Source organism: Pseudohaliea sp., from assembly GCF_040217025.1.
In the GTDB taxonomy this organism is placed as follows: domain Bacteria; phylum Pseudomonadota; class Gammaproteobacteria; order Pseudomonadales; family Halieaceae; genus Pseudohaliea.
This window is the reverse complement of the sequence record NZ_JAVJOA010000007.1, coordinates 100796-122129: the sequence shown is the minus strand read 5'-3', so window position 1 is coordinate 122129 and position 21334 is coordinate 100796. Positions and strand designations below refer to the sequence as shown.

23 protein-coding genes are annotated in these 21334 nt (G+C 70.5%); 6 read left to right on the top strand and 17 right to left on the bottom strand.

Annotated features, from left to right (window positions below):
• Positions 1 to 42: 42 nt before the first annotated feature.
• The 4 genes from RKE50_RS04120 to RKE50_RS04105 all read right to left on the bottom strand — a co-directional run bounded on the left by RKE50_RS04120 (position 43) and on the right by RKE50_RS04105 (position 2939).
• The gene (locus RKE50_RS04120; protein WP_350034624.1) at positions 43 to 450 is read right to left on the bottom strand and encodes a CBS domain-containing protein; all 408 of its coding nucleotides are present in this window, start codon (positions 448 to 450) and stop codon (positions 43 to 45) included.
• A 92-nt stretch (positions 451 to 542) separates the two neighbouring features.
• The gene (locus tag RKE50_RS04115) at positions 543 to 1517 is read right to left on the bottom strand and encodes a glutathione S-transferase family protein (RefSeq protein WP_350034623.1); all 975 of its coding nucleotides are present in this window, start codon (positions 1515 to 1517) and stop codon (positions 543 to 545) included.
• 12 nt (positions 1518 to 1529) lie between these two features.
• Complete coding sequence (locus RKE50_RS04110; RefSeq protein ID WP_350034621.1) at positions 1530 to 1949, bottom strand: DoxX family protein; 420 nt, start codon at positions 1947 to 1949, stop codon at positions 1530 to 1532.
• A 102-nt stretch (positions 1950 to 2051) separates the two neighbouring features.
• Positions 2052 to 2939, bottom strand: a complete 888-nt coding sequence (locus RKE50_RS04105) for a LysR family transcriptional regulator (RefSeq protein WP_350034620.1) — start codon at positions 2937 to 2939, stop codon at positions 2052 to 2054.
• A gap of 160 nt (positions 2940 to 3099) precedes the next feature.
• Between RKE50_RS04105 and RKE50_RS04100 the strand changes: the two genes are divergently transcribed.
• From RKE50_RS04100 to RKE50_RS04080, 5 genes are all read left to right on the top strand, one after another.
• Entirely contained in the window at positions 3100 to 3942 is an 843-nt protein-coding gene (locus RKE50_RS04100) for a pirin family protein (RefSeq protein ID WP_350034619.1), read from the top strand.
• A 113-nt stretch (positions 3943 to 4055) separates the two neighbouring features.
• The gene (locus RKE50_RS04095; protein WP_350034617.1) at positions 4056 to 4328 is read left to right on the top strand and encodes a hypothetical protein; all 273 of its coding nucleotides are present in this window, start codon (positions 4056 to 4058) and stop codon (positions 4326 to 4328) included.
• 58 nt (positions 4329 to 4386) lie between these two features.
• Positions 4387 to 5700, top strand: coding sequence for a dicarboxylate/amino acid:cation symporter (locus RKE50_RS04090; RefSeq protein WP_350034615.1), 1314 nt, complete (start codon positions 4387 to 4389; stop codon positions 5698 to 5700).
• Positions 5697 to 6347 (top strand): MBL fold metallo-hydrolase, encoded by a 651-nt coding sequence (locus tag RKE50_RS04085; protein ID WP_350034613.1) that lies wholly within the window; start codon positions 5697 to 5699, stop codon positions 6345 to 6347. Before RKE50_RS04090 ends, RKE50_RS04085 begins: the two co-directional genes overlap by 4 nt.
• On the top strand, positions 6340 to 6672 hold the full coding sequence (locus RKE50_RS04080; RefSeq protein ID WP_350034611.1) for a DUF2288 domain-containing protein: 333 nt from the start codon (positions 6340 to 6342) through the stop codon (positions 6670 to 6672). The genes RKE50_RS04085 and RKE50_RS04080 overlap by 8 nt, the downstream gene beginning before the upstream one ends.
• Positions 6673 to 6679: 7 nt before the next feature.
• Here the strand turns inward: RKE50_RS04080 and RKE50_RS04075 are convergent, their stop codons facing one another.
• The 12 genes from RKE50_RS04075 to RKE50_RS04020 form a co-directional block, all read right to left on the bottom strand.
• Complete coding sequence (locus RKE50_RS04075) at positions 6680 to 8116, bottom strand: M48 family metalloprotease (protein WP_350034609.1); 1437 nt, start codon at positions 8114 to 8116, stop codon at positions 6680 to 6682.
• Positions 8117 to 8120: 4 nt separating this feature from the next.
• A complete protein-coding gene (locus tag RKE50_RS04070) occupies positions 8121 to 8705 on the bottom strand; it encodes a hypothetical protein (RefSeq protein ID WP_350034682.1) in 585 nt (194 codons plus the stop codon).
• A gap of 104 nt (positions 8706 to 8809) precedes the next feature.
• Complete coding sequence (locus RKE50_RS04065; protein ID WP_350034607.1) at positions 8810 to 9496, bottom strand: hypothetical protein; 687 nt, start codon at positions 9494 to 9496, stop codon at positions 8810 to 8812.
• Positions 9480 to 10478: a VWA domain-containing protein gene (locus tag RKE50_RS04060; RefSeq protein ID WP_350034606.1), complete on the bottom strand. Its 999-nt coding sequence runs from the start codon at positions 10476 to 10478 to the stop codon at positions 9480 to 9482. The genes RKE50_RS04065 and RKE50_RS04060 overlap by 17 nt, the downstream gene beginning before the upstream one ends.
• Positions 10478 to 11569, bottom strand: a complete 1092-nt coding sequence (locus tag RKE50_RS04055; protein WP_350034605.1) for a VWA domain-containing protein — start codon at positions 11567 to 11569, stop codon at positions 10478 to 10480. The genes RKE50_RS04060 and RKE50_RS04055 overlap by 1 nt, the downstream gene beginning before the upstream one ends.
• Positions 11570 to 11576: 7 nt before the next feature.
• A complete protein-coding gene (locus RKE50_RS04050) occupies positions 11577 to 12881 on the bottom strand; it encodes a hypothetical protein (RefSeq protein WP_350034603.1) in 1305 nt (434 codons plus the stop codon).
• Positions 12881 to 13681, bottom strand: a complete 801-nt coding sequence (locus RKE50_RS04045; protein ID WP_350034602.1) for a MotA/TolQ/ExbB proton channel family protein — start codon at positions 13679 to 13681, stop codon at positions 12881 to 12883. Before RKE50_RS04045 ends, RKE50_RS04050 begins: the two co-directional genes overlap by 1 nt.
• On the bottom strand, positions 13682 to 13945 hold the full coding sequence (locus RKE50_RS04040; protein ID WP_350034600.1) for a hypothetical protein: 264 nt from the start codon (positions 13943 to 13945) through the stop codon (positions 13682 to 13684). It lies immediately after the preceding gene.
• A 3-nt stretch (positions 13946 to 13948) separates the two neighbouring features.
• Positions 13949 to 16024, bottom strand: coding sequence for a PEGA domain-containing protein (locus RKE50_RS04035; protein WP_350034598.1), 2076 nt, complete (start codon positions 16022 to 16024; stop codon positions 13949 to 13951).
• Entirely contained in the window at positions 16021 to 17562 is a 1542-nt protein-coding gene (locus RKE50_RS04030) for a hypothetical protein (protein WP_350034596.1), read from the bottom strand. The genes RKE50_RS04035 and RKE50_RS04030 overlap by 4 nt, the downstream gene beginning before the upstream one ends.
• Positions 17563 to 17590: 28 nt before the next feature.
• Complete coding sequence (locus tag RKE50_RS04025; protein WP_350034594.1) at positions 17591 to 18826, bottom strand: hypothetical protein; 1236 nt, start codon at positions 18824 to 18826, stop codon at positions 17591 to 17593.
• Positions 18823 to 19593 (bottom strand): hypothetical protein, encoded by a 771-nt coding sequence (locus RKE50_RS04020; protein ID WP_350034593.1) that lies wholly within the window; start codon positions 19591 to 19593, stop codon positions 18823 to 18825. Before RKE50_RS04020 ends, RKE50_RS04025 begins: the two co-directional genes overlap by 4 nt.
• Here RKE50_RS04020 and RKE50_RS04015 point away from each other — a divergent pair.
• The gene (locus RKE50_RS04015; RefSeq protein ID WP_350034592.1) at positions 19526 to 20176 is read left to right on the top strand and encodes a hypothetical protein; all 651 of its coding nucleotides are present in this window, start codon (positions 19526 to 19528) and stop codon (positions 20174 to 20176) included. The genes RKE50_RS04020 and RKE50_RS04015 overlap by 68 nt on opposite strands.
• Here RKE50_RS04015 and RKE50_RS04010 read toward each other — a convergent pair.
• Positions 20069 to 21304 (bottom strand): hypothetical protein, encoded by a 1236-nt coding sequence (locus RKE50_RS04010; RefSeq protein WP_350034591.1) that lies wholly within the window; start codon positions 21302 to 21304, stop codon positions 20069 to 20071. The two genes, RKE50_RS04015 and RKE50_RS04010, sit on opposite strands and share 108 nt — an antisense overlap.
• Positions 21305 to 21334 lie beyond the last annotated feature (30 nt).

Here is a 21334-nt window from a genome sequence, read left to right as displayed (position 1 = left end):
CTGGAGAACCTTGGGGGCTAGCGATGAGAGGCGTGGAAGCGGTCAGGGCCTGCGCTGGAAACGGCTGACGGCCTCGAGCAGCTGGCGGCAGGTGATCTGGCCGATAAGCTTGCCGTTCTCGACCACCGGGCGCCGGCGCTTGTTCTTGATCAGCATGTCCTGGGCGACGTCGATGATGTCCTCGTCCGGGTGGGCCACCACGAGGTTGTCCTTCGCCATCACGTCGGCGACCCGGCCCGGGTCTGACTCCGTGTAGGCCGCGCCGAGGATAGCGCGCAGGCAGTCCAGCTCCGAGAGGATGCCCACCAGCTGGCCCGCCTCGTCCACCACGCAGAGCCCGGAGATCTTGTTGTCCACGATCACCTGCATGGCCTCGCGGATGGTGGCGTCGCTCCTGACGGTGGCCGGGTGGCGCAGCATGTAGTCACGCAGGCTGACGGAGCGGAGCATGGCGGTTCCCTGTGTCGCTGGCGATGCGGTTTGAGCTGGCTGCGGAGTATAAACGGGCCCGCCATGGGCGGGCCAGCGCAGGCGGGCGGGGATCAGCGATCCCGGCCGTGAGGCCGGGTGTAGTCCAGCGCCGGGCCCCCCGGCACCACCCCCGTGGGGTTGATGGTGGGGTGCGAGCGGTAGTAGTGCCCCTTGATGTGCGCAAAGTCCACGGTGTCGGCAACACCCGGGAGCTGGTAGAGCTCGCGCAGGTAGCCGGGCAGGTGCGCGAATTCCTCGAGGCGCTGCCGGTTGCACTTGAAGTGGCCATGGTACACCGCGTCGAAACGCACCAGGGTCGTGAACAGGCGTACGTCCGCTTCCGTAAAGCGGTCCCCGGCGAGGAAGCGGTGGCTGGCGAGGTGGGCGTCGATAGCATCGAGCTCCGCGAACAGCTCGGCGAAGGCCTCCTCGTAGGCCGCCTGGGTGGTGGCGAAGCCGGCCCGGTAGACACCGTTGTTCACCCGGGGATAGACCCGCGCGTTCCAGGCGTCGATGGTCTCGCGCAGCTCGGCCGGGTAAAGGTCCAGCGTATTGCCCGTGAGGCCGTCAAAGGCGCTGCCCAGCATGCGCACGATGTCCGCCGACTCGTTGCTGACGATCGTCTCGCGGTCCCGGTCCCAGAGCACCGGCACGGTCACCCGGCCGGTGTAGTCGGCCCGCGCCGCCGTGTAGACCTCGTGCATGAAGGCGCGGCCGCCAACGCGGTCACCGGTGGAGCCCTCGGCCGTTTCGAAGGTCCAGCCTTTCGACAGCATCAGCGGGCTGACCACCGAGACATCGATGAGATCCTCGAGGCCCTTGAGCGCGCGGACGATCAGGGTCCGGTGGGCCCAGGGGCAGGCGAGGGAGACGTAGAGGTGGTAGCGGCCCGGCTCGGCGGCAAAGCCGCCGTCGCCGTCGGGGCCCGGTGACCCGTCTGCCGTAACCCAGTGGCGGAAGCGGGCACTCTCGCGCACGAAGCGCCCGCCGCTCTTGTCGGTGTCGTACCAGCGGTCGTGCCACTGGCCGTCGATCAGCAGTCCCATGGTTGTCCTCCGTTACCTTGCGCGCCGGGCGTCGATACTCAGGCGGCCCGGGCCGTTGGCGGCGAGCAGCAGGAAGCCGCCGGCGATGGCGATATTCTTCCAGAACATGATCGCCTGGACAGGATCCGCGAGGTCCGCGTGAAACAGCAGGGCCGCCACGGCCGTGAAGCCAGCGAGGGCAAGCGCCGCCCGGCGCGTCTGGAAGCCGAGGAATATGGCCAGGCCGCCCAGTACCTCTAGGGCGATCACGGCGGGCAGCAGCGCGCCCGGTACGCCGCTGGCATCCATCCAGGCAGCGGTGCCGGCGTAGCTGCCGAGCTTCTGCAGGCCGGAGGTCACGAAGATGGCCGCGAGGCCGGCGCGCCCCGCGAGGTCGAGCAAGGCGCCGGCGCCGGCGGCACTGGCTGGTGTGGTAGTGGTGAGCGTTGTCATGGTGTTGTCTCCCTGGTGAGTGGACCCGCTGTGCGGGGTTGGGAGAACAATAGATTCTGATTAATGAAATTAAAATCGCGAATTTACGGCTTAATAGTTCGATTAATAAGAAAGATTGCCGCCCTCGCGCAGCAGCTCCGCCAGGCGGGAGAGCGCCGGCCCCGCGCCCGCGCTGTCGGCGAAGGCGAGCTGCAGGGTAACCGGACGGCGGCTGCCGCGCTCCAGGGGCAGCTCCCGCAGGCGGCCGTCCGCGAGCAGCGGGGTGATGCGCGAGAGTGGCAGCCACGCAAAACCCAGGCCCCGGCAGATCATGTCGATGGAGGTAGCGAGCTGGGTGACGGTCCAGCGCTGCTCCGCGCCCAGCCACCCGGCGTCGGTGCGCGCGCCGCGGGCGGAGTCGCGCACCACGATCTGCCGGTGGCCGGCGAGGTCGCGGAAGTCGAGGGGGCGGTCCAGCGCGTGCAGCGGGTGCGACGGGTGGGCGACGGCGACGAACTCCGTGTCGAGCAGGCGCTCGCCGAGCACGCCCTCCGGTAGCTGCTGCGCCACGAGCAGGTCCACCTCCCCCGCCCTGAGCAGTTCGGCACCCCCGCTCAGGACCGTTTCCCGCAGCTCCACCCGGGTGTGCGGATACTCCCGGGCGAGGATCGCGAGGCTGTCCGCCAGGCAGGCGGCGGGGAACACGCCGTCGACCGCGATGCGCAGCTCGGCCTCGATGCCCGTGGACAACCCGCCGGCCACCGCCTCCAGCGCCTCGGCCTGGGCGAGCAGCTGCTCGGCGCGTTTGAGCACCACGCGGCCGGCGTCGGTGAGCTGTGCCTTGCGACCGACGACCTCCAGCAGTGGCAGGCCGAGCTGGTCCTGCAGCTTGTGGACGGCGTGGTTGATACTGGACTGGCTCTTGTGGATGGCCCTGGCGGCCTGGGCGAAGCCGCCGTGGTCGACGACCGCGCGGAGCATGCGCCATTGTTCCAGCGTCGCCTTGCTCACGAATCTATCCTTAAAAATAGAACTTAACAGGCGATATTTTGCGCTTTTCTATCGACAATATCGACCCTATCCTCGATGCATTGCCGGCCCGGAGCCGGGAACAATTAATGCCGCACGCGCTCGACCGAGGCGTGCAGCCCAGCGAGAGAGGAACTCTGCCATGGCAAGACAAGTCACCGCGCTGCGGCGCGCCCAGGCCACCAGCGACGGCGCCGGTGTCGCCATCCAGCGGGTGGCGGGTTTCGGCGATGCCGCGCTCGACCCGCTGCTCATGGTCGACGAGCTTCGCTCCGAGCACCGCGAGGACTTCGCCGCGGGTTTCCCGCCCCATCCGCACCGGGGCATGCAAACACTTACCTACATGAAGCACGGCGGCATCGCCCACGAAGACAGCCAGGGCAATCGGGGCGAGATCCGCGGTGGCGGCCTGCAGTGGATGTCCGCCGGGCGCGGCATCATTCACTCCGAGATGCCGACCCAGGACAGTGCCGGGCTGCACGGCTTCCAGCTCTGGGTGAACCTGCCGGCGGCGGAGAAGCTCGCTGCGCCGCGCTACCGCGATATCGAGGGCGCGGCGTTGCCCCGCCTCTCGGGCGACGGTTTCGAGGCCGCGCTCCTGGCCGGCGAATGGCGCCTCGGCAGCGCAGCGGGCAGCGGTGCGCTGGAGGAACTCACGCCCCAGGCGGCACTCGCGGATCTCACCCTCGACCCCGGGGCGACGGTGGCCGTGGCCAGCGAGGCCGGTGAGAACCTGGTCGCCTACCTGTACGAGGGAGCGCTGGCGGGGGCCGGGCCCGGCGGCGTTTCCCGGGGCCACCTGCTGGTCGTGGCAGGCGACGGCGACTGGACCGTCGAGGCGGGCCCGGCCGGCGCGGGCCTGTTGGTACTGCGCGGCCGCCCGCTCCGTGAGCCGGTGGTCCATTACGGCCCCTTCGTGATGAATACCCGCGAAGAGATAGAGCAGGCCCTGGCCGAGTACCGCGACGGGACCTTCCTCGGCTAGCGCCGGCGGGGTGGGCCTCCGCCTCGCCGGCCGCGCCTGGGCGGCCCCGCCTGCACGTGCCCGGGTCGAAGTGTTATCCTTTCGCGCTTTGATCACGGGCAGGAACAGGCGGCATGAAGCGCGCGGGCATCGCGGTATTGGCACTGGCCCTCGGGGCCTGCGCGGGCCCCGGAGAGCCCGCGCCCACCGGAGACCCGGTCACCGCCTGCACCGAGCCGCGGCCGCAGGTGTGCACCATGGTTTACGCCCCGGTTTGTGCGACCCTCATCGAGGGTGGCCGCGCCGACTACGCCTCGCCCTGCAACGCCTGCGCGGACGACGTGGTCGCCGCCTGGGAGCCGGGGACCTGCGAGGGCGGCGACAGCGCCGGCGCCGGCGGCTTGTGATGGCCTGCCCTGAAGCCCGCCACCGTCCGGTGGCGCCGACGCCTGCGGGAGAGCTGCCTTGAGCCTGACCAACCGAATCCTCCTCGCCATGGTTGCCGGGGTCCTCGTCGGCTCCCTCCTCAACCTGCTCGTCGGCAGCGGCGCCACGCCCGAGGCCGTGCGCGAGGGCATCAGCACCTACCTCGTGAACGGGCTCTTCGACGTGGTCGGGCGCGTCTTCGTCGCGTCCCTGCAGCTGTTGGTGGTGCCGCTGGTGCTGGTGTCGCTGATCTGTGGCGCGAGCTCTCTCGGCGACAGCGCGCGCATGGGGCCTATCGCGGGCAAGACCGTGCTCTTCTACCTGTGCACCACCGCGGTAGCGGTGACCACCGCGCTCTTCGTTGCCGTGCTGGTAGAACCGGGCTCGGGTGTGAACCTGGATACCAGCGCGACCTTCGAGCCGACGGAGCCGCCGCCGCTCAAGGACGTGATCGTCAACATCTTCCCGTCCAACCCGGTCGCGGCCATGGCCGAGGGCGAAATGCTGCAGATCATCGTTTTCGCCCTGCTCTTCGGCTACGCCATCTCCCACGCCGGTGAGGCCGGGCGCCGCATCGCGGCCTTCTTCAGTGACCTCGAAGCCGTGGTCATGCGCATGGTGGGCATCCTCATGGGCCTGGCGCCCTACGGCGTGTTCGCGCTCCTCGGCATGCTCTTCGCCGACATGGGCCTCTCGGCGATCGCCGACCTCGCCAAGTACTTCTTCACCCTGCTGGCGGTGCTCCTGTTCCACGGCCTGGTGGTCTACAGCCTCATCCTCAAGGTCCTGGCCCGGCGCTCGCCGGCGATGCTCCTCAACAAGATGCGCTCGGTCTGGGCCTTTGCCTTCAGTACCGCCTCTTCCGGGGCCACGCTGCCGATCACGCTGCGCACCGTGGAGAAGCGCCTCGGCGTGAACAACTCCGTCGCCGGCTTCACCGTGCCCCTCGGCGCCACCATCAACATGGATGGCACGGCGATCATGCAGGGCGTGGCGACGGTGTTCATTGCCGAGGTCTACGGCTTCGATCTCAGCCTGACCTCCTACCTCACAGTGATCCTCACGGCGACCCTGGCCTCCATCGGCACGGCCGCGGTACCCGGGGTCGGGCTGATCACCCTGGCCATGGTGCTCAAGCAGGCGGGGCTCCCCGTGGAGGGCATCGGTCTCATCATCGGCATCGACCGGCTCCTCGACATGGTGCGTACGGCGGTCAACGTCACCGGGGACGCCACCGCCTCCGTGGTCGTGGCGAGCTCCGAGGGGCAGCTGGACGAGCGTGTGTACATGGACCCGCACGCGGACCGCTACCCGGACCGCGATGAAGACACGACGGCGCGGGAGGCCGCATGAGCATCAAGGTAACCATTGTCCCGGTGACCCCCTACGAGCAGAACTGCTCGCTGCTGAAGTGCGAGGAGACGGGCCGCGGCGCGCTGTTCGATCCGGGCGGCGACCGCGAGCGCATCCTCGCCGCCGTGGAGCAGCTGGGAGTGGAGCTGGAGAAGATCATCCTCACCCATGCGCACATGGACCACTGCGCCCTCGCGGGCGAGCTCCGGGAGGAACTCGGCCTGCCCATCGAGGGCCCGGCGCGCGGCGACGACTTCTGGCTCGAGAAACTGCCGGAGTGGTGCCAGATGGCCGGCTTTCCCCGCGCCGAGGCCTTCGAGCCGGACCGCTGGCTGGAAGACGGCGACCGGGTGACGGTCGGCGCCCAGGAACTGGAGGTGCTGCACTGCCCCGGCCACACCCCGGGCCACGTGGTGCTTTTTCACCGCGGCCAGCGCCTGGCCTGGGTCGGCGACGTGCTCTTCCAGGGTTCCATCGGACGCACCGATTTTCCCCGCGGCAACCACGAGCAGCTGATCAGCAGTATCCGCGACAAGCTGTTTCCGCTCGGTGACGACGTGACCTTCATCCCCGGCCACGGCCCTACCTCGACCCTCGGGCACGAGCGCCAGAGCAACCCCTTTGTCGCCGATTCCCGCTATGGCTGAAGAACCGTCGGCTGCCGACGGGCGGGCCGCCGAGCTGCGCGCGGCCTACCTCGGGCAGACGGCCCGTATCCCCTGGCGTGATCTCGCCGTGCACTTCGCCGGCGGCCGCGTGATCCGCGTGGCACCTGATCTCGACCTCGTGGAGGTGGCGGTACAGCTGGGGCTCGACAGTGTCGCCCGGTTCCGGGCCTGGACGGAAGCGGGAACGGTGCGCCCGGCGACGGACGACGACGCCCGGGGCTGGGAAGCGACGGGGGCAACGCTCTGGGCCGTGGTCGCCGCCCCCTGGGTGCTGGTGCAGCCCCTGAAGGAAGCATCCGACTGACAGACCCCTAGCGGATCACCTTGACCCAGTCCCCGGTGCGCGGCTCGCCGCGCGGATAGAAGCCGTTGATCAGGCGCAGCTGCGCTTCCGCGTCGGGAATCGGCGAGCCGGCGGCGAGCGTCTCCATGGTCGCGCCCCGCGGTACCTGGATATAGCGCACGTAGCGCGGCTGCCCGGTCTGCCGCTCCTGCGGCAGGATCGGCCGGAAAGTCGTGATGATCTCCTTCAGGGCAGCATCGCCCGCGCCGAAATCGGCCGCCTCGCCCTCGAAGAGATAGGTGAGGCCGCCGAGGTCGATGGCCGCCAGCCGCTTGCTCTTGCCGCCGGCGGTCGCCACCGCGCTGTAGCCGTTGAGCCCGGCCTGCTCGAGCGCCTCGCCGCCCGTGAGCTCGCCGCGGGCGAGGTCCGTGAGCACCGCCTCCGGCGTCGTGTCGGGGTTGCGGCGGCGCAGGGTGATGGTAACGGCCGCGCTGCCATCCCCGGCCCGGGCGACCACGGCACTGGCGCCGGCGTCTACCCGCCAGCCCTCGGGGTGGGCGAAGGTGAAGCCCAGCTTGTTGTGGTAGTAGCGATTGTCGGCGCGCTGGCCCTGGATGCTCTGGCCCCAGACGAGACCGTCGGTGAGCTCGCGGAATTCCCCCGGACGCGACGGGTCCTCGATATAGGCCCCCGTGTCGAGCTCGTTGGCCGCACGGATCACCGTCTGCAGGCGCTTGTCGTTGCGCGGGTGGGAGGCATACAGGCCGTGGTAGGTGGCCAGCGGCTTGCCGCTGGCCTTGGCCTTCAGGCGCTGGAACTGCTCCTGGTTCTTGAGCACACCGATCACCTCGAGGAGCGACTCCGGGTCATAGCCGGCCTTGTACATGTACTCGGCGCCGAGGCCGTCGGCCTCCAGCTCCATGTCGCGCCCGTAGCCGCTGATGAGCTCCGCACCGTACATGCTCGAGGCCTCGTAGAGGGCGCCGGAGCCGGTCAGCACGTAGGCGGTCGTGGCCAGTACCTGGGAGGTGACCCCCGCGGCCTTGCGCCGGCCGTGGTGCCTCGCGGTGACGTGGGCGATCTCGTGCGCCAGGACCCCGGCGAGCTCCGCCTCGCTGTCGAGATAGGCGAGCAGACCGCGGTTCACGTAGATGTAGCCGCCGGGCGTGGCGAAGGCGTTGATGTCCGGCGCGTCGATCACCGAGAAGGTGAAGTCCCGCTCCGGCATGTCGCTCATCGCCACGAGGCGCTGGCCGACGCGCTCGACGTAGGCGGCGAGTTCCGGGTCGTCGTAGAAGGCGCCCTCGGCCTTGAACTTCTCGTACATCTCCTCGCCGGTTTCTTCCTCGCCCCCCTGGCTGCCGAGGACCACCGTGGCACCGCCGGTGGCGGGGTTCACGGTGCAGCCGCCGGCGAGGAGCGCGGCCAGCAGGCCGGCGAGGGCGAGGAGCGTCGGGCGATGCACGGGCTCAGTGCTCGCTGGAGAGGAACTTGAGGAGCTGGTCGCCGAGGCCGTCGCAGGCTGTGCCCTGCACCGGTGCGATGATCGGGATGGGCACGACCACCGCGGGCATGTAGGACTGGCCGCTGGCAGACGTGTTCACCCGGCCGACCTCGGCCCGGTCGGTGAAGTCCCAGATGGTGGCCTCGTAGGTGGAGTCGTTGCCCCAGGTGCCGAAGCCGAAGCAGCCGGCGCCGCCGGGGCCCACGCCGCAGGTCATGGAGCCGGCGGAGTTGGTCTGCACCGTGCTGCCGTCCACCCAGATCAGGTATTCCGTCTGCAGGCTGGCGAGCCGCTCCGCGACCGGCGGCTGGGTCATCAGGCGGTCGAGATCCGCCGGGCGCAGGGGGGCCGTGCGTGGCTCGAACCACGGATAAAGGCTGTTCAGGAACTCCAGTTCGCCGATCACGTTGATGCTCGAATCACCGCGCTGAATGTGCTTGCCCACGCACTGGATGAAATCCGGTTCGGTCTCGTAGTCGCTGGCGTGGCGGCGGCCGAGGATAACGACGCTGGCGTCGCCCACCCCCTCCGTCGGCTCGTTGAAGACCATCTCGTCCACGGTCGAGGTCACGCAGCCGGCGCCCACCAGGGCGGCGAGCAAGGCCGGGGTCAGCCGGGCGAGTCGAACGAGGCGGGAAGCGAAGCTGTGCGGATTCACGGGCCGTCCTCCGGGCCTGCCGCCGCTTCAGCCGACGCAGTGGGGGCAGGCGCATTGAGCGCTTCCATCCAGGCGGCCACCTCGGGCACCCGGGTGAAGCTGGTGGCGAAGTGAGCGCCGGCGTCACGCAGGGCGACCACGGCGGCGAGGTTCACCGCTGCCTCGTCGGACTGGAGGAAGGCGGTGGGTGTCTTGCCGTAGGCAGTCATGGTCCAGTCGGCGATGGTTTCGCCCTGCGTGGTCACGAGCTCGAAGGCGTAGCGCATCCAGATCTCGTAGACCTTGATATTGGTCTGGGCGGGGATGGCGTACTGCAGCTCGTCGACCCGGGGGATGAGGACCGCGTCCACGGCGGGGTTCATCTGATCCGGCGCCGGCCGGGCGTCCATGGGCACCACGCGCTCGAACATGCCGGTCAGCAGCGTGTCCCAGAGCTCGACCTGGGCCTCGCCGGTGCGCACCAGCCAGTCGGATTCGGCGCGGCCCTTGGCCTCGTCGAAGAACTCGTGCTCGCGGAACTCGGGCTCGTACCAGACACCGAGGGTGAGCGGCAGCTTGCTCATGAGCGGCTCGGGGAACTGGCCCTGTACCACGACCTCCTTCGCGCCGCAGCCGGCCAGCGCCAGCAGCGCGGCGAGCAGCAGCGCGCCGGCCCGGGGGCGGCGTTCAGGGGCGGAAGTCATTGAGCCCGACAAAGGTACCTCCGTTCCGATAGGTCAGCTCGCGCATGAGCGTGGCGAAGCGAATACCGGTCGTCTGCAGGTTCGGCGGACGTATGAACTGTACGGGGAATCCGACCGCGTGGATGCGCACCCGCTGCTCGCCGTCCGCTGCCTCCCGGTTGATCTGGTCCACCGTGTCTACCACCTGGGCGATGGACTCGCCGGTGAATTCGTCCCCGAAGACATAAATACTAATCTTTTTGCCGGGGTCGTAAAACGTGCGCACGGCCTGGGTGATCCCCTCGACGGGGCTCGAGTTCGAGAACACGTTCCAGTTGCGCAGATTCTGCATGATGACCTGCCGGCGGCCGGGGGTATCCGGGATCCACTGGCCCCGGTAGCGGCTGAACATGTAGTTGCCCATGTCGTTCAGCACCTGTATGCCCTTCACGTTCGGATAGATCGACAACGTCGCCTCGAGTTCCCGCAGCATGCGCTCCCAGGCGTAGGAGAACATGGAGCCGGAAGTGTCGATGATGAAGATGATGTACTCGCTGTCGACGGGGATGCCGCCGATCAGGTTGTTGCTGCGCTCGAGGCCGGCGAGGAGCCGCTTCTGCTCTGCCGAGAGGCTCTGCCGGGCGATGGCCAGCTGCTCGGTGATGGTGCTGTTGCTGTTTTTCTCGACCTGGATGCTGTCGTAGCGTGACCGTGCGCTGGCGAGCTGGCCCTGGAGGATGGCGATGCGCTCCTTGTAGTCCGAAAGCTGCTCTTTCTTCGCATTCAGGTCGCGGTTGAGGACGACGCTCTCGCCGCGCAGCTCGAAGAGCTGCTCCTGCAGGTCGGCGACGCGGCCCTCCAGGTTTACCGTGGAGGCCTCGATGATCTGCGGCTGCACGGTCTTGGTGATCATGAGCAGCAGGATCACGGCGCCGAAGCCACAGCAGATCACGTCCAGGAAGGACAGGGAGAACTCCGCCATTTCCCGCCGGGCCTTGCGCATCAGGGCCAGTCCCTCGACGGGCTCATGAAGGAGCCGCTGGTCGCCTGGGCCAGCTGCCAGAACTCCGACGCGGCCATGGGGTCGCCCTCCATGGGGGCGAGAATGATGTTCACGGGCACGTTCTGCGGCAGGGAGCGGATCGCGTCGCGATACAGCTTCACCCGCTCATTGCCGGAGACCTTGGTCCCCCGGGGCGGGTTCGCCCCCTGCGTGGGCAGCCCGTCGGTGATGAGAAAGATGTTGTCCGGCATGGGCGACAGCCGGCCGAGGGCGACGAAGGCGTTGTGCAGCGAGGTGCCGCCGCCGGGCACGAGCTTGCCGAGGGCGGAGCCCACGGACTCGAGCTGCGGCTGGTTGGCGACCTCGAGCCACTGGCCATCGGTGTCCGGGAGCACGGAGCGCGCTTCCGTGTTGAAGGTGATGACCTGGTAGCTGGCGTCGACCGGCAGCTGGGCGCTGAGCCAGTTCACCGTGTTGACCGCGCGCTGCCACTTGCCCGACGAGCGCTGCACGGCCTCGCCCATGTTGCGCAGCCGGATCACGTTCACCAGTTTGTCGGCGAGCATGCTGGCGGAGCTGTCGAGGAGGATGGCGATGTGGCGTCCGCCGAGGTTGAGCCCGGTGAGGTACTGGCGCTGGCCGTCGCCGGTGAAGGTCCGCGCGCTGCGCCCGCCTTCCTCCTTCGCCGCCTCGCGGAGCCGCTTGACCTCTTCCTCCAGCGACTGCACCTCGGACTTCAGCTTCTCGATGGCCTCGTCGTCCGTGTAGCCGTCTTCGGCGAGGTCGCGGATCAGGGCCTCGTAGCGGTCGATTTCCTCGGTGACGCGGGTGGCCCGGCCCTCGGCCTCGACGATGGCGAGGTCGGTGTCGTCGAGGGCATTGCGCAGGGCAACGAGTCCCTCCTCACCCTCGCGGATATCCTCCTCGAGCATGTTCACCTCGGAGAGGAGGTCGGCGTTCAGCTCCTTCGACTGCACCTCGATACTGTGGTCGATGATCAGGAAGACCAAGACGACCGCGCCGAAGCCGCAGGACATGATGTCCAGGAAGCTCAGGTTGAAGGTATTGAAGCTGCGCTTGCGCCTGGCCATGGGGACGCTACCCGCTGACCTCGATCAGCTGCCAGTGTCCGCCGCCGACGGCGACCCGGTCCCCGGCGGCCAGTGCCGTGCCGTTCCAGGGGCCCTCGTTCACGGTGGCCGTGCCGCGCCCCGGGGCGAGGCGCCAGCCGCCGTCGCCGTGCACCAGGGACCAGCCATCGGCCAGCGGCATGTTGTAGGCCAGGGGCTGGGCCCGGCCGCCTTCGAGCAGGTGGGTGGGCTCGGACCCGGCGGGCGCCGGCCGGCTTTCGGCCTGGGCGTTACCCGACCCCTGGGCGGCGGCGGGCGGCGCGTCCGCCTGCCGGCGGGCCGCGGCACTGCCGGGCGCTGAAGCCGGTGCAGCCGCGGGCAGCGCCCGCACCAGGTGCAGCGCCTCCCCGGGCTGGACGATGCGGTCGCCGTGGGCGGCGAGCGCCTCGGGCAGGTCCCGGCTGCTCGCCACCCGCGCGCCGGGGAACCCCTGGGTGAAACCTGGGAGCAGGTCCGCCAGCGGGTCCACGAGCAGGAGCGGCGCATCGCCACCCCGGCCCAGCTCCCGCGCGACGCCGTCGTGCAGGCTCCGGCCCGCCTCGCGGAGTGCGTCGTAGCCGATGCGCGAGCGGTAGCCGCCGACCTCCATCGTCGTGTCATCGGCATCGCGCAGCGCGGCCAGCGCGCCGCCGAGGCTGTCGTAAAGCTGCTGTTCCGTCTCTGCCTGGCGCCGCGGGTCGAAGCGGGTGTTCTCGATGAAGCTGCGCGCAATCGCCTCTACCAGGCTCTCCTGCAGTGCCAGCAGGCCGCAGCCGGGCAGAACCTGCTCGCCGGTAACGCGCAGCTCCTGCTCCTCGACCGCGAGGCGGGTGAGCAGGGCCTGGTGCAGCTGCAGCTCCAGGTGGCAGACGGGGCCGCTGGCGCCGTGGGCTGCGGCCACCAGCAGGCTGCGATTGGCGATGCCCACGGCGTCGAAGGGGCAGGCGCGGATGATGCCGAGGAGCAGCGACAGCTGTTCCTTGTGCAGGCTTTCCGGTACCGCGAGCACGAGTTCGCCGGGCTTGCCGGCTTCCTCGTGCAACGCCAGCAGGTGGCCGTGCACCAGGTCGGCGGTGTGCCGGGCCGGACCCAGCGCCGGCTGCAGCGGCCGGGTGCCGAGCTGCCACCAGTAGCGCGTGTTGACGTTGCGCGGCTGGCGCCGGGCGTTGCCCCGGGCGTCCTCCCCGTAGCGGTAGCTGTCGCCGTCGAGGAGCGCGTAGCCCGGGCTGCGCACGGCGCGGCCGTCGTGCCAGAGCCGGAGCTCGCTGTCGAGGATATCGAGGAGCGCCGCCATCAGTCCGGCGCCACCAGGTGGCGCATGAGCCGCTTGTCGGTATAGCGCTGCGCGTCGAGCACCAGGCGCTCCTGGGCCAGCTGCAACTGGTGCAGGCAGAACATGATGATGATCGACAGCACCAGGGCCACGAAGGTGCTGTTGAAGGCCACGCCGAGGCTGGCCGTGACCCCCGAGATGTCGCCTTCCACGGCCTCGTAGGCCTGGCCCAGGGCGTCACCGATACCGCGCACGGTGCCGATGAAGCCGATGGAGGGGATGGCCCAGGCGATGTAGCGCACCATGGAGAGTTCCGAGTCGAGGCGGTCCGATTCCACCTCCACCTGCTCGCGGATAGTGTCGGAGACCGCCTGGATCGAGCCCGTGGTGGCAAAGCGCTGCAGCGCGGCGAGGAGGGTCCGGGGCAACAGGTAGTCCTGCTGTTCGCCGGGCAGGGCCTCGATGCTGCGGCTGTATTCACGGGCATCGGGCGGCAGCACGCTGGTGCCTTCGGGAATGTCGATCAGCGATGCCTCGAGCAGGCGCCGCTCCTTCAGGTTCTGGCGGCCCTTGTAGCCCATGATGGCCAGCGCCCAGATCAGCAGGATGAAGCAGGCCTCCTGCTCGAAGTCGCGGATCACCACGGCGAGGGAGCGCTCGGGCACGGCCTCGGCGCCGGCGGCAATCGCCGCTGCCTGCTCCCGGAGCTGCGCATCGGCCACGGGCCGGATGGCGCCGACGTAGGCGCCGTGGACGACGATAATCGCCAGCAGGAGCGCCGCGACCTGGAAGAGGAATTCGCCGGAGAGCTGGTTCTTCATCTAGATATCCACCGGGAAGGAAACGGACAGGTCCTCGGAGATCTCCTCCGAGGACTGGTAATCGAAGGGGGAGCTGTCATCTGCTTCCGGAGGTGCGTCGGCGGCGCTGTCGTCCCCGTCCTCCGCGCCCGCCGCCGTATCCGCGGCAGCGGGCGCAGCGGGGTCGGCGTCAGCCTCCGCGGGCGGCTGTGCGGCGGCCGGGGGCGCGCCGAGCAGCAGCGACAGCAGCAGGGATGGCAGCAGGGATGCCAGCGCTTCCCTCATGGCTCACTCCGCATAACGTGCGATCCGGAATCCTACGTCATCGCGCCCGCGCTGCCCATAATCCCGGAAGGTAAGGCGCAGTTCGGCCAGCTTCGACAGCGCCCAGCTGGCGCCGCGGATCGTGTAGTTGTCACCCTCCGGTGTGCCGAGCGGGTCGGTCTTCACGATGGTGTTGGCCGGGGGGATGACGTAGACGTCGTTGACCCACTCGGCAGCGTTGCCGCCGAGGTCGTAGAGGCCGTTATGGTTCGGCGGGAAGCTGGCCACCGGGGCGCTGACCACGAAGCCGTCCTCGTAGCCGCCGAGGACCCGCCCGGTGACATAGGCGGACGTGTTGTCGGCGAGGTTCTCGACGGGCGTCTCCGGCGGGAAGTTGTCGCCCCAGGCGAAGCGCTGCAGCGCCTCGCCGTTGACGCGGCTCACCCACGCCCACTCCGCCTCGGTGGGCAGCCGGTAGCCGGTGGCAGAGGGGCGGAAACCGGTGATGATGCCCTGCTCCTCTGTGTAGAAGGGCGGCAGGCCCTCCTTGCGGCTGAGCCAGTTGCAGAATGCGGCGGCCTGCTGCCAGCTCACCTGCACCGCCGGCTGCTGTTCCCGGTTCAGGCTGTTGCCCTGCACCTGGCCGGAGTTGTGGCTCGCCTGGAACAGGCGGAACTGGGCGTTGGTGACTTCCGTGGTCTGCAGGTAGAACGGCCGCTCCAGGCGCACCGGGTGCAGCACCTCGTTGGCGCGCCGCCCCGGGTCGCGGCGCGATGCGCCCATGTCGAATTCATTGCGCGGGGCGAGCTTCGGGTCGAACAGGCGCAGGGTCTGGCCGAGGGCCGTGGTGATCTCGGCCGGCAGCCGTGCCTTGCGCGCCTCCGCCTCGGTCTTGAGCTCCAGCTTGACCAGCTGGCGCAGGCCCTCGCGCGGGGTCACGCGTCGGCGCAGGGTCTCGTAGCCGGCCAGGGTGGCGACGATCTCGTGTTCCACTTCGGGCAGGGAAACGCTCCGCGACCCGGTGCCGACCAGCTCGCCGTCGATGCGCAGCTCCGCGGCCGGCGGGTCGACTTCGAGCACCACCTCGCCCAGTCGCGGCTCCAGGCGCAGATCGCGCTGCTCGGACGCGCCCGCCGCCAGGGTCACGTTGGCCCGGTAGCGGCGGTAGCCGGGACGGGACAGGGCGATCTCGTGCGCGCGGTCCGGCGCCAGTTCCACGGTGAGCGGCGTCTGACCGCGGAACTCGCCGTCAACGGTGACGTTGGCGCCGCTCGGCCGGCTGACGAGCTCGAGCACGCCGGCTGCCGGCGTGAGGGTGATGGTGCCGAGGTCCCGGGGCTCGCCGGCCACCACATCGAGGGTGGTCCGGTACTCGGCGAAGCCGGGGGCGCGCAGGCTCAGCGTCTGCTCACCCTGCAAGACCTCCACGGTCGCCGGCGTCTCGCCGAGAGCGGCGTCGCCGATGGTGATCGTGGCGCCCGCGGGCGCCGAGGCGACGGTGATGTCCGCCCAGGCGGGCTCGAGCTCGAGGCTGATGGTCTGGGCGATGGCGCGGCCGGTGACCTCGATGGTCCTTTCCAGGGGCAGGTAGCGCGCCGCTTCCACGGCCAGGCGATGCTCCCCGGCGGCGATAGCGGTGGCGTCCAGCGGTGCCGTGCCGAGGGGTTCGCCGTCGAGGCGCAGCGCCGCGCCCTCCGGCAGACCGGCGAAGCTGACGCGCCCGGGCAGGGGCTGGAGGGTGACCTCGTAGCGCTGGGTCTCGGCGCTGCCGACCTCGAGTGTGCCGCGGTGCGGCTCGTACCCCTCGGCGCTGACCACCAGCGGGTAGCTGCCGGGACGGAGCAGGAAGCGCTGGCCGAAGGGCACGGCGAAGCCATCGATGTCGATAGTTGCCGGCGCCTCGGCGACCACGGCGACCTCCACGGAGCGCGCGGTAAGCAGGAACACCAGGGCCAGCAGGAAGACCGCGGCCGCGGCGGCGCCGGCGATGGCCGCGGGGCGCAGCCGTCGCTTCGGCGCCGCGCGCTCGTCGGCGAGGGGCTGGAAAGCCGCCGCCTCGATCCGCTCCGCGGGGCCGTTGCCGCGCTCCGGCTCGCTCATCGTATGGCCTCGGTGCAGGCGACGGTAACGGTCAGCGGCGGGTCCTCCGGCGCCACGCGGAAGGTCTCGCGCACGTCCCGGTAGCCCGGCCGTGTGCCCACCGCGGTGTACTCGCCGGGGCGCAGTTCGAGGGTGTGCCTTTCGAAGCTGCCGAGGCGGGCCACGCGATAGACGGTGACGCTGGTCTCGCCGTCGGAGCGCAGCGTGACGGGGACCTCCGTGTTGGCGCGGACGAGCAGTGCCGCCAGCCGCTCGGTCTGGCCAGCGAGGCGGGGCTGTTCCGCTTCGCTCTCCGCGAGTGCGGCCCGCGCCCGCTCGAGGAGCGCGGCGGCGTCACCGGCCACGGCCGGGTCCGCGAGGCGGTCCGGGTCGTCGATGACCTTGCCCAGGGCCTTGTCGAGGGCCGCGCGGGGTTCGGCGGTCTCGAGGCCGCGCTGGGCGAAGAACACGGTGGGGTCGAGGGCGAGGGCGGCCTCGTAGCGGCGCACCGCCTCATCCCAGTCCTCGGCCGCGCCGGCGGCCTCAGCGGCCCGGCGCAGGTCGCGGAGCTTCGAGGCGGTCTCGACCACGGTAACTTCCTGCAGGGCCGCGGTCGCTTCCGGGCTGCCGGGAACCAGGCGCTCTGCGCGGCGGAAGGCGCTGCGGGCGTCCTCGAAGGCTTCCTCTTCCAGGGCTGCGTAGCCCTCGGACATGGCCGCGGTGAAGCGTTTGCGCGTGAGCGCTTCCGACACGCGCGCAAGTTCCCGCGCGGCGCGCTGGTGCGCCGGGTCCGCGGCCGCAGCCTCGGCGAGCGCCTCCCGTGCGGCGGCGAGGTCGCCCGCCGCCTCGGCCTCGGCGGCGCGGTCGAGGCCGGCGATGACCGTGGGCAGGGCCTCGACCCGCTGGCGCAGGGTGGCGGTGCGGGCAAAGCCGGGTTCGATCTGTTCGGCCGTGGCGACCGCGGCCTCGGCGGCAGGCAGGTCGCCGGCCTCGATCGCCGCCTCGGCGGCGGCGAGCTGGGCATCGCGCTCCTCCGGGAGGCGCGCCTCCAGCGCCAGCGCCCCCTCCAGGGCCTCCCGGTAGCGGGCGATGGCGTCCTCGAAGGCCCGTTCCCGGTAGCGCTCGTCGCCGCTTGCCGCGCTCGCTTCCACCGCGGCGATGGCGTCGGCGCCCCACTCGGCGACGGCGCGGCTCTCGAGGTTCTCGCGCACGTCCAGCAGCTCGGCCAGGATGTCCTGCGCCTCGGCGCGCTGCCGCGCGGCCTGGGCCTCGGCAAAGGGTGAGCGCTCCTGGCCCGCTGCGGCCTCCTTCGGGGTTGGGGCCGGGGCCGGCGCTTCAGCGCCGGTCTGCGCTGGGGGTGTCGTCGGGGCCTCCTGCGTCGCAGGGGGGGCGACCCGGCCGGGAAGCCAGAACACCACCAGCACCGCCAGCAGGGCGAGGCCGCCCAGGGCCGGCAGAACCCAGCGCGGGGTGCCGCCGGCGCCCGCCGGCGTTTCCTCCGCCGCTACCGGTGCGGCGTCGAACGGTGCCGGTTCAACGCGCTCGAAATCCTGCGCCATGGTGTCCCCTGTCCATCCCTGGTGGTGGTCAGCCTTCGCTGTTCCCGCCGCTGCCGTCAGTGCCGCTGGCGTCCTCTGCCCCGGGCGGTGCGAGCGCGCCGACCTCGTTGCGGTAGATCTCGGCAAGCAGGTCCCGCCACTGGTGATACTGGTCCTCGACGTTGCCGGAGAGCATCACCGTGCGGTCTTCGAGCTCGATGACCCGCGGCGTGATCTCCGCCTCCAGGGAAAGGCCCAGCTCCGCCAGGGCCTCGACGTGGATCTTGGCCTCGGCGCGGGTCTCGAGCCCCGTCTTCAACAGGTAGCCGCCGCCGATGATGGCGACGTTGCCGGCCGCGCGGGTCGTCCGTGAATCGCCGCCGCCCGCTGCGGCGATGCCGGCGAGGATTGCGGCGCCGCCGGCGATGAGCTGGCGGCGGCTCTCGGCCTCCAGTTGCTGCATCGCCACCACTTCCTCGTAGCTGAGCTTGCGCCACTCCTGGTAGGGGCCCTGCATGTCGCCGCGGAACCCCGTGTAGTAACCCTGCAGCGTGTCGATGAACAGGTTGTCCCGCTCGCGGATACCCCGCACCCGCTCGAGCATCGGATCGCCTTCTGCCGGCAGGCGCGCGATGCGCAGTTCACCGTCCCGGTCCTCGCGCAGGTAACCGTCAAAGGCCTCCGGTGCGAAGCTCCGGGCGAAGCGCAGCTCGCTCACGGTGCGGATGTCCCCGGCCTCACCCTCGTCGAGCGCGAGCTGGTGCTGGAGCAGGTCGTTGGCGATGCGGTGGTAGACCGCCTGGAAAGGGTCGTACTGGCGCCGCGTCCGGTTGTCGTAGGCGTAGCGGCTGGCGTGGCCCTCGTAGGTGTTGTCGAGCCAGACCTTGCCGCGGGCGTCCACGGCGCGCACCGCGAGCTTCAGTTCCTCCCCGTCGGAGTGGAGGATAGTGCCGTCGATGCGCAGGTCCGTGATCCGCTCGTTGTCCGGCACAACGCGCACGGCGCCCCAGGCGCCCGTGTCCTGCATGGTCGTGGCCAGCAACTGCGGGATGAAGCGGGCCTCGGCGCGGCGCACTTCCGGGTAGACGCGCTGCTCGTCGTCCTCCTCGAGATCATCGAGGCCCGGGTCGAAGATGGCGACGCCGACGTCGAGCAGTTCCGCCTCGGGTATCGGCGCCTGCGGGTAGGCGAGCGGCGGCACGGACGTCGTCTTAACCGTCTGGCTCACGCAGCCGGCGAGGAGCAGCCCGCAGGCCGCGAGCAGCGGCAGCAGCAGGCGCGTCACGGCTGCTCGATACCCTTGTACTTGCGGTATTCGGCCCAGAGTTTCTCGCGCACGGCCGGATCGGGCTCGCGCATGGCGGCCTCGCGCAGCTGCCGCGCGACCACGTCATCGTCGTTGCCGTCCGGAATGTCCGGGGGCGGAGGATACTTGGCGGTGTTGTCCGGGATGCCGCCGCCGCGGCTCGCACCGCCCATGCCGCCGCCGCTGGCGTAGCCGCCGCCGTCGGCAATCACGCGGCCGTAGCTTCCGCCGGGCCCGCCGCTGCCGGCGCCCTCGTCGGTCTTACCGGTTTCGTCGCTGCCGCCCGCCCGCTCGCGTTCGGCGGCGCGCTGGGCGGCCTGCTCTTCAAGGATCATGGCGTCGAACTCGCCGGCGCCGCGCTCGAGTTCGGCGTCGAGGATTGCAACCTGTTCCGCCGTGGTGAGCGGTCCGCCGCCGCTGCCGCTGCCGGTCATCGTGCCGTTGCCGGTGGCCGTGCCTGCGGTGCCGGTGCTCCCGGAGCCTGAGCCCGTGGCACCGGTGCCGTCCCCGGCGCTGCCCGCCGGGCCGCCACCCGCGCGGCTGCCGCTTCCGGTGCTGCTGCCGGTACCGGCAACCGTGCCCGTGCCGCCGGCAGTGCCCTCCGCGCCGCTGGCGCCGCCGCTCTGTGCACCGGTGCCGCTGGCACTGCCCGACCCGGCCGCGGGTTCTTCGTCGGTCATGGTCGGCAGGGCGTCGGAGCCGGCGCCGCTACCGCTCTCGAAGCCGGGCTCGCCGGCGTCGGCCACGGTCTCGCCTCCGCCGTCGCCGGCCTCGCCGCTGTCACCGCTGCCGCCGGCGCCCGGGGTCAGGTCGCCGTCCGGGCTGCCGCTGGCGCCGCTGTCCGAGCCGGCGGGCGACGCCGCGCCGCCGGCCTGGGGCGCGCCGCCTTCGGTGCTGGCGGTGGAGCCTGCGCTGCCGGCACTCGAGGCCGGGCTGGAGCTGCCGGGCGAGCCGGCGCTGCCCGGGGAGCCGGAAGAGCCGGAACTGGAAGAGCTGGAACTGGAAGAGCTGGAAGAGCTGGAAGAGCTCGAACTCGAACTCGACGAGCTCGAGCTGGATGAACTCGAGGAACTCGAGGAATTCGAGCTGCTCGAGGGGCTGCTCGGCGACGGCGGTGTGGGCATGGAAACGGTCGGCGTGGTCGGCGTGCTCGCACTCGGACAACCCGCCAGCGCGAGGCAGGCGATCACGGTGGCAGCGGCGCCCAGGCGCGCTGCGCGGTTATTGCCAGTTGCTGGTGTCATAAGCCCATTGGATCCCGGTCGTCGGCACCGGCTGACCGTCGGCAAAGCGCGGCCGGAACTGCGTCCGGCGCAGCTTGCGCAATAGCCGGTTGGCGATGCCCTCATTGTCATTCGCCTCGTCGACGCGATCGAGATCGCGCACCCGACCGCGCTCGTCTACCGTGAATTCTACCAGCAAATTCGCCTGCTCCGCCGGCACGGGCTCGGGCAGGGGGCGGATGCCCTCCAGCGCCGGCAGCGCGACGGGTGCGCCGAAAATGTCGGCCGTTGCAGTTTCGGCATCATCGAGGGCCGCAAGTTCCGCGAGGGCATCGGCGTAGGCCTGGGCCGCATCGTCGGCCTTGTCGTGCCAGAGCCGCCAGTCGCCGAGGAGCACCAGCGCTTGCGCGTGTTCCCGGGGGCCGGCGCCGGGCTGCGCCTGCTGCACATCGTAGATGGCGCGGATCACCGAGCCCCCCTGCTTGTAGCTCTGGCTGCGGAACGCCACGAAGCGCCCCTCGTCCACCCGCGGGTCGAACGGGTCGGGGCTGAGGCCCGTGGGGTCGGTGCCGTCGAAGCCGCTGATCAGGTACTGGGCGCGGAGCATGCCGTAGAGCGGCGGCAGAAGGTTCGGCGACGTGTCGCCCTCGCTCTCGGCGATCTCCGAGAGGGCCAGGCGGTACAGGTTCCACATGCGCAGCAGGCGCTCGAAACCGTTCTCGTCGAGGCCGAGTTCGTAGGCACGGCGCTGCCAGCGCGCCTGGCGCATGAGCGCGAGGCTGCGGCCCGCATCGGTGAGCGTGCGCTGCTGCACGCGATAGAGGTAGCGGTGCCGGTCGTCGGCGGCCTGGAAGTCCCCGAGCGCCATGTGGCTGCGGATCTCCGCCTCGATGAGGGCGAGCTGCTGCTCACTGTAGAGGCCCTCGTTGACCCGTGCCAGGTGTACGCCCCGCTTGAGGATGCGGATGGCCTCGGCATGCTGGCCGGCCTGCTGCAGGGCGAGGCCGAGCTCGAGCAGGGGCTCGGTGAGCCCGGTACTGTAGGCGCCGCCGGCCTGCTCGAGGGCACTGATCTCGTCGCGGTAGCGGCGGATCGTGTCGCTGCGCACGGCCTCAAGGGCCGCTGCCTCGTCGTCGAGGGCGTCGTGCTCATTGGCTGCCGGCTCCGGCTGCGCCGCGGCGAGGGCGGCGGCAAGGGCAGCGCAGGCAGCAATCGTTGTGCGGCGAAAGTTCATCGGGCTAACGCGCTCATTGCAGCGGTTGGG